The 15734-nt window shown below is 62.0% G+C and carries 13 protein-coding genes and 1 pseudogene; 6 read left to right on the top strand and 8 right to left on the bottom strand.

The genetic code is table 11. The features are described 5' to 3' along the window. Position 1: 1 nt before the first annotated feature. The 3 genes from N181_RS14820 to N181_RS14810 all read right to left on the bottom strand — a co-directional run bounded on the left by N181_RS14820 (position 2) and on the right by N181_RS14810 (position 3288). Positions 2–913: an ABC transporter permease subunit gene (locus N181_RS14820; RefSeq protein WP_037395250.1), complete on the bottom strand. Its 912-nt coding sequence runs from the start codon at positions 911–913 to the stop codon at positions 2–4. Between the two features lie 4 nt (positions 914–917). Beyond that, a complete protein-coding gene (locus N181_RS14815; protein WP_037395313.1) occupies positions 918–2060 on the bottom strand; it encodes an ABC transporter ATP-binding protein in 1143 nt (380 codons plus the stop codon). A gap of 133 nt (positions 2061–2193) precedes the next feature. Continuing rightward, positions 2194–3288, bottom strand: coding sequence for a polyamine ABC transporter substrate-binding protein (locus N181_RS14810; protein ID WP_037395251.1), 1095 nt, complete (start codon positions 3286–3288; stop codon positions 2194–2196). 772 nt (positions 3289–4060) lie between these two features. On the opposite strand from N181_RS14810, the gene N181_RS14805 reads away from it, so the two are divergent. Next, positions 4061–4747 carry a DMP19 family protein gene (locus tag N181_RS14805; RefSeq protein WP_050984048.1) on the top strand — a complete coding sequence of 229 codons (687 nt, stop codon included), beginning with the start codon at positions 4061–4063 and terminating at the stop codon, positions 4745–4747. A 20-nt stretch (positions 4748–4767) separates the two neighbouring features. Here the strand turns inward: N181_RS14805 and N181_RS14800 are convergent, their stop codons facing one another. After that, positions 4768–6177, bottom strand: a complete 1410-nt coding sequence (locus tag N181_RS14800; RefSeq protein WP_037395254.1) for a helix-turn-helix domain-containing protein — start codon at positions 6175–6177, stop codon at positions 4768–4770. A gap of 229 nt (positions 6178–6406) precedes the next feature. On the opposite strand from N181_RS14800, the gene N181_RS34050 reads away from it, so the two are divergent. After that, the gene (locus N181_RS34050; RefSeq protein WP_014327389.1) at positions 6407–6574 is read left to right on the top strand and encodes a hypothetical protein; all 168 of its coding nucleotides are present in this window, start codon (positions 6407–6409) and stop codon (positions 6572–6574) included. Between the two features lie 130 nt (positions 6575–6704). Next, entirely contained in the window at positions 6705–6944 is a 240-nt protein-coding gene (locus N181_RS14795; protein ID WP_014327388.1) for an SMc00767 family acetate metabolism repressor, read from the top strand. A 179-nt stretch (positions 6945–7123) separates the two neighbouring features. Here N181_RS14795 and N181_RS14790 read toward each other — a convergent pair. Then, a pseudogene (locus N181_RS14790) lies at positions 7124–7997 on the bottom strand (LysR family transcriptional regulator). 89 nt (positions 7998–8086) lie between these two features. Here N181_RS14790 and N181_RS14785 point away from each other — a divergent pair. After that, positions 8087–8278, top strand: coding sequence for a hypothetical protein (locus N181_RS14785; RefSeq protein ID WP_037395317.1), 192 nt, complete (start codon positions 8087–8089; stop codon positions 8276–8278). A gap of 88 nt (positions 8279–8366) precedes the next feature. On the opposite strand, the gene N181_RS14780 is transcribed toward N181_RS14785, so the two are convergent. The 3 genes from N181_RS14780 to N181_RS14775 form a co-directional block, all read right to left on the bottom strand. Then, on the bottom strand, positions 8367–10892 hold the full coding sequence (locus tag N181_RS14780; RefSeq protein ID WP_014327385.1) for a methyl-accepting chemotaxis protein: 2526 nt from the start codon (positions 10890–10892) through the stop codon (positions 8367–8369). A gap of 347 nt (positions 10893–11239) precedes the next feature. Then, positions 11240–11380 carry a hypothetical protein gene (locus tag N181_RS34045; RefSeq protein WP_086018612.1) on the bottom strand — a complete coding sequence of 47 codons (141 nt, stop codon included), beginning with the start codon at positions 11378–11380 and terminating at the stop codon, positions 11240–11242. Between the two features lie 247 nt (positions 11381–11627). Beyond that, a complete protein-coding gene (locus N181_RS14775) occupies positions 11628–12812 on the bottom strand; it encodes a BaiN/RdsA family NAD(P)/FAD-dependent oxidoreductase (protein ID WP_060563458.1) in 1185 nt (394 codons plus the stop codon). A 180-nt stretch (positions 12813–12992) separates the two neighbouring features. Between N181_RS14775 and N181_RS14770 the strand changes: the two genes are divergently transcribed. Further along, positions 12993–14429 carry a glutamine synthetase family protein gene (locus N181_RS14770; protein ID WP_014327382.1) on the top strand — a complete coding sequence of 479 codons (1437 nt, stop codon included), beginning with the start codon at positions 12993–12995 and terminating at the stop codon, positions 14427–14429. Positions 14430–14445: 16 nt separating this feature from the next. Next, positions 14446–15732: an NAD(P)/FAD-dependent oxidoreductase gene (locus N181_RS14765; RefSeq protein WP_014327381.1), complete on the top strand. Its 1287-nt coding sequence runs from the start codon at positions 14446–14448 to the stop codon at positions 15730–15732. Positions 15733–15734 lie beyond the last annotated feature (2 nt).

The following is a 15734-nucleotide window of genomic DNA, read 5'->3' as shown; positions in this document are numbered from 1 at the left end:
CTTATTTGCCCTCGCTATCCGCCTTGGCCTGAACGTTCTGGAAATAGACGATCGGGATCACCAGGATCATAAGCAGGATGATCGCCACCGCCGACGACACCGGCCAGTCGCGGTTGGCATTGAACTCGCTCCAGAGCGTCTTGCCGATCATCAGTGTCTCCGATCCGCCGAGCAGGTCGGGAATGACGAATTCACCGACGGCCGGAATGAAGACGAGCAGGCAGCCCGCAACGACACCCGGCAGCGACAGCGGGAAGGTGACGCGCCAGAAGGCGCTGGTCGGCGTGCAGCCGAGGTCCTGCGCCGCCTCGATCAGCGAGTTATCCATTTTCTCCAGCGCCGAATAGATCGGCAGCACCATGAAGGGAAGATAGGAATAGACGATGCCGATATAGATCGCCGAGTTGGTGTTGAGGATGATCAGCGGCTGATCGATGATGCCGATCGTCGTCAGGAACTGATTGAGCAGCCCCTCCGGCTTCAGGATGGCGATCCAGGCATAGACGCGGATCAGGAAGCTCGTCCAAAACGGCAGGATCACCAGCATCAGCAGCGTCGGCCGGATCGAGCGCGGCGCCTTGGCCATGCCATAGGCGATCGGGAAGCCGATCAGCAGCGTCAGCAACGTCGAGATGGCGGCGATGACGAGGCTCGACACATAGGCGTTGAAATAGAGTGCGTCGTCGGTCAGCCAGACATAATTGTCGACGGAGAATTCGCGAGCTTTCTCCAGAATGCCGGCGAGCCCGCCCGCCAGATCGAAGACCGGCGTATAGGGCGGCATGGCAACCGCAGTCTGCGACAGCGAGATGCGGAAGACGATGAAGAAGGGGATGAGGAAGAAAAACAGGAGCCACGCATAGGGGACGATGATCACCAGCCGGCTGACGAGGGCTGAGGCAAGTTTCGCCATGGCTTCAATCCTTCAACACCACGCCCGCATCTTCGCCGAATGAGATCCAGATCTGCTGGTCGTAACCAAGCGGATCCTCGACGGCGCGCACGGCATTGAGCGACGACGCCTTGACGACCTTGCCGTCCTTGAGGCGGACATGGAAGACGGTCATGTCGCCGAGATAGCCGATATCCCAGATCTCGCCTTCGGCCGTATTGACCGGTGCGTGGTCGGGTGGCTGGCGACTGATCCTGATCTTCTCCGGACGAATGGCGACGGCAGCCTTTGCGCCGCTCGCGGGTTTTTCCGGCGAGGCCATGCGGAGCTGAATTCCGCTCGTCGTCTCGATCCGGAGGGAGCCTCCTTCGACCCCGATCACCGTGCCGTCGAACAGGTTCACGTCGCCGATGAAGTCGGCAACGAAACGCGAATTCGGCGCCTCGTAGATCTCGGCCGGCGTCGCCACCTGAACGACCTTGCCGTGGCTCATGACGGCGATGCGGTCGGCCATGGTCATCGCCTCTTCCTGGTCATGGGTGACAATGACGAAGGTGAGGCCGAGTTCCTGCTGCAGATCCATCAGTTCGAACTGGGTTTCCTCGCGCAGCTTCTTGTCGAGCGCGCCAAGCGGCTCGTCAAGCAACAGCACCTTGGGCCGCTTGGCGATGGAGCGGGCGAGCGCCACGCGCTGCCGCTGGCCGCCGGACAACTGATGCGGCCTGCGCTGGGCGAATTTCTCGAGCTTGACGAGCTTCAGCATCTGCGCCACCCGCTCGGCGATCTCGGGCTTCGGCATGCCGTCCTGCTTCAGCCCGAAGGCGATGTTGTTCTCGACCGTCATGTGCGGGAACAGCGCGTAGGACTGGAACATCATGTTGACGGGCCGCCGATAGGGCGGGATGCCGGCGAGATTCTGGCCGTCGAGGATGATCTCGCCGGAGGTCGGCTGCTCGAAGCCGGCGAGCATCCGCAGCAGGGTCGACTTGCCGCAACCGGACGCGCCGAGCAGTGCGAAGAACTCGCGCGTGTAGATATTCAGCGAAAGATCGTCGACGGCGGTAAAGTCGCCGAACTTCTTCGTGACGTTCTTGACGGAAATGAAGGGCTTGGAGGCGGGGTCCGCCCATGGTGCGAAAGAACGCCGGATACTACCGAGAGACTTCATCATTCAACCCCGAAAGCCACACTCGATGGACGCGGCGTCGCCGGCGCCCAACCGCTGCGAATTGAAACCGTTTCTGCAACCCGCTCTCAAGAAATTGCCCGGACCTGAGGTCCGGGCAATTGGTTTTTCGCTCTTACTGACCGGTGACGATCTTCGTCCACAGCCTAGTCAGCACCCTCTGCTCCTTCGCCTCGAACGGCGTCGTGGTAAAGAGCTTCTGCATCACTTCGTCCGACGGATAGATGGCCGTATCTTCGATCACTTCCTTGTCGAGGAATTGTTGCGAGGCCTTGTTGCCATTGGCGTAGAAAACGTAATTGGACGCCTTGGCGATGACCTCCGGCTTCATCATGTAGTTGATGAATTCGTGCGCCTCGGCGGCATGCGGCGCATCGGCCGGCATCGCCAGCATGTCGAACCACATCTGCGCCCCTTGCGCGGGGATCGAATAATCGACCGTCACACCCGCCTTCGCCTCGGCGGCACGGTCACGCGCCTGGAAGATATCCCCAGAAAATCCGACGGCCAGGCAGATGTCGCCGTTTGCCAGGGCATTGATATATTCCGACGAGTGGAACTTGCGGATATAGGGCCGGACCTTCATGAGCAGATCGGCAGCCTTTTCGAGATCCGCTTGCTTATGGCTGTCGGGGTCGAGACCGAGATAGGCAAGCGCCGAGGGCATGATATCGGTTGCCGAGTCGAGGAGGTGGATGCCGCAGTCCTTGAACTTCGCCGCTATCTCGGGATTGAAGATGACATCCCAGCCCGGCTTGGCGTCGGTGCCAAGAATTTCCTTCATCTTGTCGACATTGTAGCCGATGCCGGTGGTGCCCCACATATAGTCGACGGCATATTCGTTGCCCGGATCGTACTTGGCCGTACGCTCCATGATCACGTCCCACATGTTGGAGAGATTGGGCAGCTTCGATTTGTCGAGCTTCTGGAATACCCCTGCAGCGATCTGGCGCTGCAGGAAGCTCGCAGTCGGCACCACGACGTCGTAGCCGGAGCCGCCGGCAAGCAGTTTGGTTTCCAGGATTTCGTTGGAGTCGAAGACGTCATAGACGACCTTGATGCCGGTCTCCTTGGTGAAATCCTCGAGGAGGCTGTCGTCGATATAATCGGACCAGTTATAGACGTTGACGACCCGCTCCTGTGCGGAAGCGAGCATGGCCGACCCCGCCAGCATCGCGGCCGCCAAGGTTGCGACAATGAGTTTGGACATACAACTCCCCTTGTTTATGGCTCGAAACACGCCGCATGCATGCGCTGCGGTCGCGCCCTGTCTGTTGTTCGTTGCATGCCGCAAGTTAGGCATGTTTCTCCATAACCTCAAGCGCTTTCGCACCGGGCAAATCTGCCATCCCCGAGTCGATCGCGGTTTCCCAAGCACAAGCAAAATCCGGGGCTTATGCGGCTGTCCGCACTTCACCGGTACTCCCTCGGGCCGCCGCCATCCGGCGGCCGCAACAAGTCATCGCGAACGGTTTGCACGGCATTAAAAAGCCTGCTTGCGCACCCAGCCACTAACGGAAAATGTGGAGTTACAGAAGACAGTGATGCTTAACCGCTCGCAGCTCGAATATTGTGGGCGGTTCTCCTCGCCGAAATATCTTGGTGAAGCCCTTTGCGCACTCAACTGCTGCGCATTTTCGCGACGTCGCAACATCCGGTCGCAAGACCCTCGGTTTAATCGGGAGCTTTGCGACTACGGAAACGGGTCGTAGTTCATCCTGCCTAATCCTTCCTTCAGCTTTTTCGGCGTAGGCTGACGACGATTTTGTCACGGAAATGCGTATGCCGCTCGTACGACCTCTTACCCCTTCCTTTCGGTGACATGCAGATGGCTCACAAGGAAACGCAGTCAGCAAAAGTCTGCAATTCAATTGATGCCGAAATCGGGAGTTTCGCGACAGACTTCCTTGGCATGCCGATCTCAAGCACGTTGGATACGCGGGCAGCACTAGAATTATTGAGAAGTTGGAGAAATCGACGTCATGTTTGGCAAACGCAAAGTGCCGCCTGTGCCCGCCTTCGCCGTTCCAGTTTCCAACGGCCTTGTCGTCGACAGCAACCATATCGCCATTGATCTCGTCGCGACCGTCGTAGATTTCGTCAACTACCTCTTCGCCCACGGTCTCTATCGCTCGGAAGAATTACCGCTCCATCTTATGCAATTGTACCACGCAGATTTCTATGTCACCCAAGTGAACAATGGTGGGCACAGCCAGTTCATTCACAATTGCGGAGCACGGGCGCAAACCATCTTCATCAACGCCCAGGCTGGACTGTCAGCCATGGGAGCTATCCATCAGGCCGACCTGATACGGGAACTGGCCGTATGGGCTGCTGCCAATCCTGATAAAGCATCTGCGCAGACCGGCTTCGCCGGAGGCAGGGATCCCATGCTGGATCGTCTGGACACACTCTTTGCTGAGGTTCAAGCCAACGATCCTGCGACCCGTCGCGCTGCAGCCTGGATCAGAACGTGGCCAGATGTTAGGTTCACTGAACCCGCCGAGCTTCGAGCGGCTTGGAATCAGAGCGCCCTGACAAACCCAAAGCGCTCACATCGACTGTCAAAAGCTCGCGTCAAGGCATTTCAGCAGGCCCTCTCCGATAGTGTCCACCTCGCTATAGGGCTAACTGATCTTTGCGACGGAAATATTCCACGTTTAGGTTAGGGCTGGGCTTGCGGGCGGGGCTATTGGAAGTCGAATACGCTCAAGCCCGTCGCCATCTCGTCGAGGCCGAGCGGTCGGGTGACCGGCGGCTCGGCGCGTGCCAGACAGCCCTGTCGCTCGCAGAGGCGGCAGACCGGTCCGACGGCAATCGGGGGCAGGCGCGCCGCCCCATAGACCGTCTCCTGCGCGAAGCCGGCATCGCAACCGATCAGCACAGCGGTGCGCCTGACCCGCTCCTGGAAGCCAGCCTGGGGTCCCTCCACCGTCCGGGCGACCGTCAGGAACTCGCTACCATCCGGCATTTCCACCCGGTCGACAAGGATCTGCCCCGGCACGGCGAAGGCAGCATGGATGTTGAGCTTCGGGCAGGAGCCGCCGAAGCGGGCATGCGGAAAGCCCTGCGCCCCGGCGCGGCGCAGGCGATGGCCGGCATTGTCGATTTCCATCAGGAAGAACGGAATGCCGGCGGCGCCGGGCCGCTGCAATGACGTCAGTCGATTGGCCGCCTGTTCGAACGATACCTGGAAGCGGGCCCTGAGGGGATCGATATCGTATTTCGCCCGCAGGGACGCGGCATGGAAGGCCGCGTAGGGCATCATCAGCGCATGGGCGGCATAACGCGCCAGCTGGAAGCGGCCGATGCGGCGCGCCTCCGCGCTCGAGAAGGGGAACTGGCCGAGCTCCGCCATGATCGCCTCGTGACAGGCAATCGATGCGACCTCCATGGCGATTTCGAGCGTCTGGTCGAAGCTCGACAGCCGCTCGGAAATGAAAAGGCGCATCGAGTGGCGGTCGAAACGGCGGCGGAGATTCGGCATGACGTGGACCGGCAGCGTCCGTACGACAAGGCCGTGTTCCCTTTTCAGCCAAGCCTTCAGCGCTCCGGCAAGGTCGTCCCCAGGCGACAGGCTCGCATGGAACGCCTCCATGGCCTCTTCGATCCGGGCGAAATGGTTCGGCCGCGCCTCGAAGGTCTCGCGGACCTCGTCGATCGGCAGCCGCGTATCGGCAAGGCTCGCCATGTGCCCCTGCCCGGCAAGGAGCTCCGCCAGGTCCTTCAGGCGCGACGCCTGTTCGCGATAGGCACGATAGAGCTTGACGACGCCGCCCGACACATTCGGCGCCGCCTCGGCGACCTCGATCAGCTCCTGATCCCCCGGAAGCTCGCCGGCAAGCAGCGGATCGGCAAAGACCTCGCGCAACTGCGCAAGACTGCCGCCCGCCTCGCCCTGCAATTCTTCGAGATCGACCTTGTAGACCGAGGCGAGCTTGAGAAGAAGCTGCACCGTCAACGGTCGCTGGTTGCGCTCGATGAGGTTCAGGTAGGACGGCGAGATGCCGAGCGCCTCCGCCATGGCCGTCTGCGTCAGCTGAAGGCCGTTGCGGATCCGTCTGACGCGCGGTCCGGCGAAGATCTTGTTCTCGGCCACTTGTCACTCCCTTTACAGATTTTCCCCCAGAGTACTTTTGACAAGATTTACATCTTTACTGGCTCGCATTGTCAAACGCAAGACAAGCTAACCCCTTTTGGGCCTGCGGAAACGGAATAAATGTGGTCTGTTTATGCAGTGCAATGTAAAAACTGTCATATGAATTCACGAGCCGAAGCCGGCTAAGGCGAAAGCCACGGGCTTGCGGTTCCGGTGAGGGGATAGATGTATGACTGATTTTTACAAACTCGTTCCAGGCGCGCCGCCGGGCCGCGTCGACGGCATCGAAAGGCCCGGCTCCGCCGCCGTGTCGCTGGCGGTCACCGGCGGCCAGTCGTCGACCACAGTGACGAAAGAATTGACCGAGCACGATCAGTTCCGCCCGGCCGCACAATGAATGCAAGGCCGGGGGCGCGCCACATCCCTGCCCGTTGCGCGCCCCGGAAGCACCGAAATCTCGAACCGCAAGCGGCATGGGAAAATGGTTTCCCACCGCAACCGGCTCTAACCTTTGAAGGAGCACTCCCATGACAGTACAGACACGCGTCAAGGAACGGGCCGAGGAACAGTCGTCGGCCATGACCCCGGACCAGCAGGCGGCGATCCGCATGGTTGCCAACGACCTGCATCGCCTCAACCAATCGGTCATGAAGGCGGTCGAGGCCGGCGTCTCGGTCGAACTGGTGCGCTCGGCACGCCATCACGGCGGCGACGGCAACTGGGGCGACCTGTTGATCCCGGTCATCGTCACCCAGGGCCGGTCCTGATGGCGACGCTCGCGTCGGCCGCGGCCGTGCTCATGCTCTGCGCCGCGAACTGGCAAGAAATCCGGTACTGGGGGATGCAAACCCTGCAGGTTCGGATTTGTGAAAGGCCCCGTCTGCGCTGAGCGACTGAACCGAGAGGGCGCGTCGGCCGGCGAGGGCCGGCCGATCCGCCTAGCCGGTCAGGCAATGGTCCGGCGCGGCCGCTTGCCGGCGAAGAGATCCGCGTGGCTGCGCAGCAGCCGTGTCATCCGATCGACGACGGTGCGAATATCCCGCCGGTGGCGGTCGTCATTGTTCATGACGATCCATTGCCGATGCCGGAGCACCCCGATCTCCTCGCCGGACCTTTCCAGTTGAGGATCGAGATCGCCGACGAAACAGGGCAGTACCGCCGTGCCCGCCCCGGCGCGCCAGGTCGAGCAACGACCGGGGGCGGCCGACGGTCGCCACGATCCGCCCGGATGCGTTTTCGTGCGGCCAGCGCAGATAGGCCGACAGGGCATCCTCCTCGGCGACGGCGACCCAGCGATCCGATCCGCCGGCTGTGTTCTTCTGGCGATAGGCGGCATAGGCGACCTCGCCGACCGGCCGGGAAGCGAGATAGGTCTCCTCCGGCTCGAAGGCGCGAATGCCGATGTCGCTCTCCCGATAGGCGAGACTCGCCCGCGCCTCGCCGATCGACAGCGAAATGCCGAACATGTCGCGTTCGGTGCAGATCGCCGGGAAGTTTTCGGCGATCAGCCACGATCCCCAGGTGCCCGCCGCAATGCGGACGATCGTGGCGCCCTCGCCTTCCTTCTGCCAGCTCTCGACCTTGCGGGCCGCCGCCTCCATCTCCTGCAACTGCTCGAACAGGAAGCGGCCCTCGGCCGTCAGCGCATAGCCGGTCTGGCTGCGGACGAAGAGGACGCGCCCGGTGCGCTCCTCCAGTTCCAGCATCCGCCGGCCGATCGTGGCGGGGCTCAACCCCGTCGCCTGCGCCGCCCCGGTCAACCCGCCGCCGCGCGCCACGGTCATGAAACAGCGATAGACGTCCCAATCCATGTTTTTCATGGTTGAAAAACGTATGAGGAAATCGACTGTATGTAAAACGATTTCAGATGCATAAAAGAGGGGATGCCCAAGAGAGAAGGAGCATCACCATGGATATGATGGCAATGGCCGTGCTGTTCGACATGGCTTCCAGAAACCGCCGTTGGGACGAACAATTCGAGCCCCGATCGAGACGCCTACCGGAAACCTTAGCAGAACACACGTTTGCCGCACTCTTCCGCAAATCGCGGACGGCCGAGATGCGCGACGATTGCGAAGGCATCCCGCGCATGGCGCCTTAAATTCCCCCCCGCTCAGATCAAACGACGACGCCGCGCATCGAGGATGCGCGGCGTGCAGCTATCGGTCCTATGGCGAAGGGAGGAGCCGTTACGCGGCGCGATAAACCTGCCCGGTTCCGCTCTCCGGTTCCAGGCGGAATTGCTCGACCAACATCATCAGCGTATCGGCCTGGGTTGCCAGGGCGCGGCTGGTGGCCGTCGCCTCCTCGACCATCGAGGCGTTCTGCTGGGTCATCTGGTCCATCTGGTTGACGGAGCCGTTGACCTCATGCAGCGCCGTCGCCTGGTCGCGGCTTGCGGTGGCGATCATCTCGACATGCTGGCTGACGGTGACGATCTGCGCGCTGATCGAAGCGAGCACAGCGCCGGTTTCCTTGACGAGCAGCGAGCCGGAGCTGACCTCGTCCGTCGACTTGTTGATCAGCCCCTTGATTTCCCGCGCGGCCTCGGCCGAGCGCTGCGCCAGTTCGCGAACCTCCTGGGCGACAACCGCAAAGCCCTTGCCCGCCTCGCCGGCGCGCGCCGCCTCGATGCCGGCATTCAAGGCGAGCAGGTTGGTCTGGAAGGCGATGTCGTCGATCACCTCGATGATCTGTTCGATCTGGCGCGAAGCATCCTCGATGCGGCCCATCGCGGCGATGGCATTGGCGACCACGGTGGCCGAGCTATCGGCGCTCCGCTTGGTCTCGGAAACCGACTGGTTCGCCTCGTGGGCGCGCTCCGCCGAGGAGCGCACCGTCGCGGTGATCTGGTCGACTGCGGCTGCCGTCTGTTCGAGCGAGGCGGCCTGCGCCTCCGTTCGCCGTGACAGCGCATCGGCGGAATGGTGCATGTTGGCGCCGCTCTGCTGGATCGCCTGAGCATTCCCACGGATCTGCGCCAGCGTATCCTGCAGGCGGATGAGCGAACCGTTGAAGTCCTGCCGCAGTTGCTCCAGGCGCCCGTGGAAGGGCACCTCGATCTGCTGGGAAAGATCGCCCTGGGAGAGCCGCCCGAGGCCGGCTGCAAGTTCGCTGACGGCGAGATCGATCTGCCGGTCGAGCTCGCGCTTGTCCGCATCGTTGCGGTTGCGCTCGGCCTCGGAACGGGCGCGCTCTTCGGCGCTCTCGGCCTCGATGCGCACCTTCGAAAGGGCATTCTCCTTGAAGACGCCGAGCGCCCGCGCCATGTCGCCGATTTCGTCGCGCCGCGCATCGCCATCGATCGCCGTATCGAGCATGCCGTCGGCGAGCCGGCGCATGGCCGCGGTGATCTGTCCGATCGGCCGCTTCAGCGTCAGCGTCAGCGCGATCCCTGCGAGCAGCGCGATAATCACGCCGGCCACCGTGGCGGCGACGGAAATCTGGTTGGCTTCCTCCCGCTCCGTACCGGCGGCAACCTTCTGCTGTTCGGCAAAGCCGGTAAGGTCGTTCCAGATCTCGTTGATCGATGCGCCGGCAGCGTTGAATTCCGCCGTCCGCTTGTCGGTGATCTCGACCAGCGAAACGCCATCCTTCTTCATCGCGTCGATGATCGGCACGACCACTTCCGCCGTTGCATCGAAGAAGCTCAGGTCCTTCGCTATACCACGCAGGGTCGTGAGGTTGGCCTGGACGGCCAGGAACTTATCGAGAAGCTTCTGGCGATTCTCCTCGGTGGAGTTGCCGAGGAAGGCGGCTGTGGCGATCTGAATCTCGGTGATCGAGACGGACAGCCGGCGCGTGGCGGTCAGAACGGACTCCGTCGCGGCAATCTTGCTGTCGAGCTCGGCGAAGATTTGCGTCGCCTCGCGCATCTTTCCGACCGAAGCAGCCTCCAGTCGGAAGCTGGCATTGCGGAATCGATCGACGAATTTCGCAAGGCCGCCAAGGGTTTCCGGGGCTGCCGGCGCCTTGATCAGCGCGCCGATTCCGCCAGCAGCCGAATTGACCGTCTCAGCCAGGGACTTTTCGCCCTTGGGCAGGAGCGTGAAGATGTCGCGCTGCGTGCGGCTGATCCTCGGGAAGAGCTCCTGCGCGACCTTCACCTTTTCCTCGACCGTTATGGCCTTGCTGACTTCCGTGGCGAATTCCGTGTAGAAACGGCTGGCGCGCATGAGCTTTTCGGCATTGCGCAGCATCGTCTTCGCCGCGTTCTCGTCCTTGCGGACGGCGTATTGCAGCCGGTTCGTCTCATCACTGATCTTCACCTGCTCCGCAGCCAACTTCTCAAGGTTAGCCTTCGTCGCCGCGCGCAGCTTCTGTTCGCCCTCATGCAGCGTCCAGAGTCCGTCGATGCGCGCCTCGATGTCGTTCGTGGCGGCGATCGCGGCGGCCAGCTCCGTTTCACCGCTTGCGCCTGCGACCTGCGCGGCCGTGTCAGCCAGGACCTGCTCCTGCGCGACGATCGTGTCCAGAACCGCCTTTCGGCTCTCCTCGGTGGTCTCGTGCAGGAACTGATTCATCCCGGCATAGACATCCTTGAAGCCGCTCAGCGTCTGCAGCACGCTGTTCGAGATCTCCATGCGGCCCTGCAGCAGGCCAGAGGCATAGAGGCCGGTGATACCGACCGCCGTGATGCTGACGACGAACGGCAGGATGAAGAACAGAACCTTCGTCTGGATCTTGAAGCGGGCAAGAATCCTGTCAATGAGCATGGAAAACACCTTGGCTCCCAGCGCGCGTTTGGCCTCCCCCAATGGCGCCAAGCGTCCGAACAGAACGCTGAGGCGCCACCCGATGCGCAAACAGGCTGATGTTTTTCGGAAGTCATGCGGCGCACACCGCCAATCCGTCGGCAATCATTGCGGAACCCCACCGCTTCACGCGGCAGATCCTGACGGACTCTCGTCTTCGCCATATTCGTTTTGAACGATTAAGATTTTTATAAGCGCGGCGCTCACCGGAGGGCGATATTGCCGGAGCGTTCCAGACCGGCACCGGGACGCCTGCGCTCCCATTGGCGGCAGCGGCGCGCGAAGTACATCCGATCGAGGAGGAGACGTCAGATGGAGGAGAAAATTGCGAGAGCGGCGGTCGCGAAAAGCGCGATGGTTGCGGCGAAAGCGATCAGTTCGCCCTGAGGACGAGTTGCATCGGCGCGGGCGATGGCAATGGCATGGGGACGGCGACGTTTGTAAGTCATGGCATCCTGTCCTTTCTCCTACAGCGCCGTGCGTCTTATCAGACGCGCAAAGGTCGCCGTGGCACTTTGAACTGCTGCATGGTGCCACCATCCTGCGGATGAGGAAAGGCCATGAATTGGAAACAGTCTGGTCTCTGTTTCGGGACCGTTCCGCCAGTCCTCTGCCGGCCGTGGAGCCATGCAAAGCAGGTTCGACTATTTCCCTTAAGAATGGCTGAAGACGCAAATCACCATTTTTGCCCAGGCGTTACACGTCTTGACCCGCAGCGAAGCCGGAAGCCCAGGCCCATTGAAAATTATAGCCGCCCAGCCATCCGGTCACGTCGACGCATTCGCCGATGAAATAGAGGCCGGGGATGTTTGTCGCTCGCATGGTCCGCGAGTCGAGCGCGCGCGTATCGACCCCGCCCAGCGTCACCTCGGCGGTCCGGTAGCCCTCCGTTCCCGCCGGCTTCAACGTCCAGGCCTGAATGGACGCCGACAGCGCGTCGATCGCCTTGTCCGAAAGATCGGCAAGCAGGCGTCCGGCGAGCTTTGCCTCGTCGGCAAAGAACTGCGCGAGCCGGCGCGGCAGGATGTCGGCAAGCGCGGTCTGCGCCGCCTGGCGGCCGCCCGTGCGGCGCATGCCCTTGAGGATCGAGGCAATATCGATATCGGGCATCAAGCGCAGGACGATCTCCGCGCCCTCTCGCCAATAGGAGGAGATCTGCAGGATTGCCGGGCCGCTCAATCCGCGATGGGTGATGAGCACCGCCTCGCGGAAGGCAACCTTGCCGAAGCGGACTTCGGCGTCGGCCGCCACACCGGCAAGCGCGCCGAGCTTTTCAAGCTGGACCGGATCGAGAGTGAACGGGACCAGTGCCGGCCGCGTCTCGACGACCGGCAGGCCGAACTGCTCGGCAATCCGGTAGGCAAGACCCGTCGCACCCATCTTCGGGATCGATTTGCCGCCGCTCGCGACTACAAGCGACGCGGCATCGATCGTCCCGGCGCTGGTGGTGACGCGGAAACCCGAAGCGCTGCGTTCCACGGCCGAGATCGTCGTCTCGAGTTGCAGTATCGCACCCGCCTTTTTCATCTCCGCAAGCAGCATGCGGATGATATCCTTGGCAGAGTGGTTGCAGAAAAGCTGCCCCAACGTCTTCTCATGCCAGGCGATGCCGTGCCGCTCGACGAGCGATATGAAATCCTGCGGCCGGTAGCGGGCGAGTGCGGATTTGCAAAAATGCGGATTGTCGGAAAGGAAGTTCTTCGGGCCCGTATGGACATTGGTGAAATTGCAGCGGCCGCCTCCCGAAATGCGGATCTTCTCGCCTGGCGCCCTGGCGTGGTCGATCACGACGACGCGGCGGCCGCGCTTGCCCGCCTCGATCGCGCACATCATGCCGGCGGCACCCGCCCCGATGATCACCACATCCTGCGTCTCGATCACGCAATGCCCTCTTCGTGTTTCTCGCCTTCCTTTCCGGCGAACGGCAAAAAGTCAATCACGCTAGCGATTTGAGATGCTGGATGTTTTTGTCCGTAAATCGGACCCGATTACGGAAACATGCAGTAGCCAATTGGCAATCGGCGGCTATGATGCGTTATCCGAAGCAGAATCCGGTGATTTATGTCTTCCAAGAGAAGCGTTGGCCAACAAACAGCAAAGGTCAGCAAGAGTTCAGGAGTCCCCCTTGCCCTGCATGCGCCACGAGGCGTCAAGACCTGGAAGGAAGCGGTCGACTGGCTGAAAATCCGCGGTATTGAAGATATCGAGTGCATCACCCCCGACCTTGCCGGCGTGGCGCGCGGCAAGATGATGCCGACCTCGAAATTCACGTCCAACACCTCGCTGGCGCTGCCTTCGGCGATCTACCGCCACACGATTTCCGGCGAGTACCCCGAGGAGACGGGGCAATTCCGCTACGATTCGCGCGACAGCGACATCAAGCTGGTGCCGGACCTTTCGACCATTTCCATCGTCCCGTGGGAAAGCGATCCAACCGCGCAGGTGATCTGCGACATCGTCGGCTCGCAGGGCGAGCAGATCAGCTACACGCCGCGCAATGTCCTGAAGCGCGTCCTCGACCTCTATCGCCAGAAGGGCTGGAAACCGGTCGTCGCGCCCGAGATCGAGTTCTATCTCGTCGCCCAGAACGACGATCCGGACTATCCGCTTCGTCCGCCGAAGGGTCGCTCCGGACGCTCCATTCTCGGCGGCCAGGGCTATTCGATCGCCGGAATCAACGAATTCGACGAACTGATCGACGACATCTACCATTTCTCGGAAAAGCAGGGCCTCGAGATCGACACGCTGATCCATGAAGAGGGGCCGGCGCAGCTCGAAATCAACCTGAGGCACGGCGATCCGATCGAACTGGCCGACCAGGTATTCATGTTCAAGCGCACCATCCGCGAAGCGGCGCTGAAGCACGGCATCTACGCCACCTTCATGGCAAAGCCGATGCAGGGCCAGCCGGGGTCGGCGATGCACATCCATCAGTCGGTCATCGATATCGAGACCGGCCGCAATATCTTCTCCAGCCCGGACGGCTCGCCTTCCAAGGAGTTCTTCTCCTTCATCGGCGGCATGCAGCATTACGTGCCGAAGACGCTGTCGATGATGGCTCCCTACGTGAACTCCTATCGGCGGCTGACGCCGGACATGTCGGCGCCGGTCAACACGGCCTGGGGTTACGACAACCGGACGACGGCATTCCGCATCCCGGTCTCTGACCCGGTCGCCAGGCGCATCGAAAACCGCCTGCCGAGTTCCGATGCGAACCCGTATCTGGCGCTCGCCGCCTCGCTCGGCTGCGGCTATCTCGGCATCATGGAGGACCTGCAGCCGACGCCGCCCTCGGAAGACACCGCCAATGAGGGCGAGATCGATCTTCCGCGTGGCCTGCTCGAAGCCATTTCGCTGCTCGAGTCGGCGCCGTCGCTTGCAGAGGTCTTCAGCGCCGAGTTCATCGCCATCTATGCCGGCGTGAAGCGCGGCGAGTTCGAGACCTTCATGCAGGTCATCAGCCCGTGGGAACGCGAATTCCTGCTCCTCAACGTCTGACACGAGGAGCATTCGGATGGAATGGCAAAGCCCGATCTCGCCCGGAATTTCCTGGTACGAGGCGACAGTGCCGGACAGGCCCGCCTATCCGGCGATGCCGGGCTCACGCAGGGCCGACGTCGCCATTGTCGGCGGCGGCTATACCGGGCTGCAGGCGGCCTATAATCTTGCCAAGGGCGGCGCCGATGTGACGCTGATTGACGCCTGCCGCTTCGGCGACGGCGCATCGGGTCGCAACGGCGGCCAATTCGGCACGGGCCAGCGCGCCTGGGCCGACGAGGCGGAAGAGGTGCTCGGCCACGAGCGGGCGCAGTCGCTTTTCGACATGGCGGAAAACGCCAAGCGTTACGTGCTCGATTTCGCCAACGAGCACCGGATCGATATCGAATTCGTGCCGGGCCAGCTCTCCGTCGGCCATAAGAAGAGCTTCGAGACCGACTATCGCCGCCATGTCGATCAGATGGCGGAGCGGTTCGGCTATCCGCACCTCTCCTTCATGGATCGTGAGGAGACTTCAAGCCGGCTCGGATCGAGCCATTATCACTTCGGCATCCGCGACACCGGCACCGGCCATATCCATCCGATGAAGCTGCTCGTCGGCCTGACGAGGCAGGCGGCGCTTGCCGGGGCCAAGCTCTACGAACAGACGAAGGCGCTGAAAATCGAGAAAAAGGGCGGCGCCGTCATCATCGAGACGAACCGAGGCACGATTACTGCGGAGCGGGCGCTGATCGCCTGCAACGCCTATATCGGCGATCTCGAGCCGGTGACGGCCAGCCATGTCATGCCGATCCGCTCCTTCATCGGCGCCACGCCGGTTCTGGCGGACCACCCGGAGATTCTCCCGGGCGGCGAATCCGTCGACGATTCGCGCTTCGTCGTGCGGTATTTCCGCAAGTCGAAGGATGGTCGGCTGCTGTTCGGCGGACGCGAAGCCTATACCGCCGACAACCCGCTGGACATTTCCAGCCACATTCGCCGCCAGATCCGCGAGATCTACCCGGCGCTTGCCGACATCGACATCACCCATGGCTGGGGCGGCTCGGTCGGCATCACCATGCCGCGCCAGCCCTTCTGCCGCGAGGTCATGCCGGGGGTGACGAGCATCGGCGGCTATTCCGGCCACGGCGTCATGCTCTCCAACTATTGCGGCAAGCTCTATGCGGACCTCGCGCTCGGCAAAGCGACGGAGCTGGAGCTTCTGAGAGCCTTGAAAATACCGGCTTTCCCCGGTGGAACACGCTTCCGATCGGTCCTGCTCTTCCTCGCGCTGAGCTGGTATGCCTTGCGCGATCGACTTTAGAG

Origin of the sequence: Sinorhizobium fredii USDA 205 (assembly GCF_001461695.1) — a bacterium.
Classification (GTDB): domain Bacteria; phylum Pseudomonadota; class Alphaproteobacteria; order Rhizobiales; family Rhizobiaceae; genus Sinorhizobium; species Sinorhizobium fredii.
Note: the sequence above shows the minus strand (reverse complement) of the source record. Positions and strands in the feature narration are given on the sequence as shown.